We start from the raw sequence: 1,583 nt of genomic DNA, 5'->3' as shown, positions 1-1,583 counted from the left end.
CCCTGATAACGCCGAGATCATGTGAAATGAAGAGATAGGCGATCCGTTCCTGGCGTTGCAGGTCAAGCAAAAGGTCGAGGATCTGTCCGCGCACGGAAACGTCGAGCGCCGACACCGCCTCGTCGAGCACGATCAGCGCCGGCTTCGTCGCGACGGCGCGGGCAATGGCGACGCGCTGTCGCTGGCCACCGGAGATTTCGTGAATGGCGCGCGGGGCGAGATCAGCCGTCAGCCCGACCCGCTCCAGCAAGCCGGCGATGCGGCGCGGGCGCTCGGTGCGGGAGGCGATGCCATGAATGCGCAAGGGATCGTCGAGCACGCGCGCCACCGTGGCGCGCGGGTTGAAGGCGGCCAACGGGTCCTGGAACACCATCTGTAGGCTTGCGCGTCGCGCTCGCAGTGCTGCGCTGCGCAAGGCCAGGAAATCGTCGCCTTCGAAGTCGATGCGTCCGGCGTCCGGCTCGATCAATCGCAGCACCAGCCGCGCGATCGTCGACTTGCCGCTACCGGAGGGCCCGGCCAGCGCCAGCGTTTCGCCGGGGTCGATGTGAAAAGAGACATCGTCGACGGCTGCGATGGTCTTGTCGCCTCGACGGTAGCGTTTGGTGAGATTGGACACCGCCAGCAGGCTCATGCGTGGAGCCCGGCTTGGTTCAGCAATGGCTCGGCGTCGAGGCCGATATGGGCGTCGAGCAATGCGCGCGTATAGGGCTGGGTTGGGGCGCCGACAATCTGCGCAGCCGTCCCAAGCTCGACCAGTTGGCCATGACGGAAAACGGCAATGCGCTCGGCAAGCTCGGCCGCCAGCGCAATGTCATGGCTGATGAACAGCAGCGTCATGCCGTCCTCGGTCACCAATCGTCGGATCAAGGCAACGATCTCAGCCTGCACGATGGTGTCGAGCGCGCTGGTTGCCTCGTCGGCGATCAGCAATTTCGGACCGGCCGCAATGGCTGCGGCGATCGCCACACGCTGCTTCTGGCCGCCGGAGAGCTGGTGCGGGAAGGCGCGCAAGGCTGAGTCCGGGTCCGGCAGGCGGACCCGCTCAAGCAGGTGTTTTGCCTTCGCATACGCCTGTGGCCATGTGAGGCCGAGATGGGTGCGTGCGACCTCTGCGATTTGTTTGCCGGTCGTCATGACAGGATCGAGGCTGGCGGAAGGGTCCTGAAAGACGAAGCCGATGTCGCTGCCGCCGAGAGGCATGCGGCCAAGGTTGGGCCATTCGATTCTTCCGCTGACCGTCGAAGAAGCCGGCAACAGCCCAGCAATGGCCAGTGCCAACGTGCTCTTGCCGGAACCACTTTCGCCGATGATGGCGAGGCGTTCGCCATTGGCGATGTCGAGGCTGATACCCTTCAGCGCCGTCACCTTGCTGCCGTCGCGGCGGTAGGTCACCGTCAGGTCGCGGATCGTAGCCAAGGCGGTCACGACAGGCCTCTCCTGACCGCTGTCGTCTCGACGATGCCTTCACCGGCGAGATAGACGCCGAGTACCGTCAGCACCAGCGCTATACCCGGGACGATCGACAGGAAGGGTGCGGTGCGCAAAACAGTGCGGCCTTCGGCGATCATGCCGCCCCAGGT

At 65.1% G+C, this 1,583-nt stretch carries 2 protein-coding genes and 1 pseudogene; all 3 read right to left on the bottom strand.

Annotation, left to right across the window (positions count from 1 at the left end; genetic code table 11):
- Positions 1-634 (bottom strand): dipeptide/oligopeptide/nickel ABC transporter ATP-binding protein (locus EN935_RS35255; protein WP_164771651.1); only part of this gene is annotated, 634 nt, incomplete at its 3' end.
- On the bottom strand, positions 631-1,428 hold the full coding sequence (locus EN935_RS35250) for an ABC transporter ATP-binding protein (protein WP_164757928.1): 798 nt from the start codon (positions 1,426-1,428) through the stop codon (positions 631-633). The genes EN935_RS35250 and EN935_RS35255, both read right to left, overlap by 4 nt.
- Positions 1,425-1,583, bottom strand: a pseudogene (locus EN935_RS42470) (ABC transporter permease); the annotation flags it as partial. The gene EN935_RS35250 and the pseudogene EN935_RS42470, both read right to left, overlap by 4 nt.

Source organism: Mesorhizobium sp. M7D.F.Ca.US.004.03.1.1, from assembly GCF_003998635.1.
Classification (GTDB): Bacteria; Pseudomonadota; Alphaproteobacteria; order Rhizobiales; family Rhizobiaceae; genus Mesorhizobium; species Mesorhizobium loti.
The sequence above is the reverse complement of the archived record's forward strand: the minus strand, read 5'-3'. Positions and strand labels throughout refer to the sequence as shown.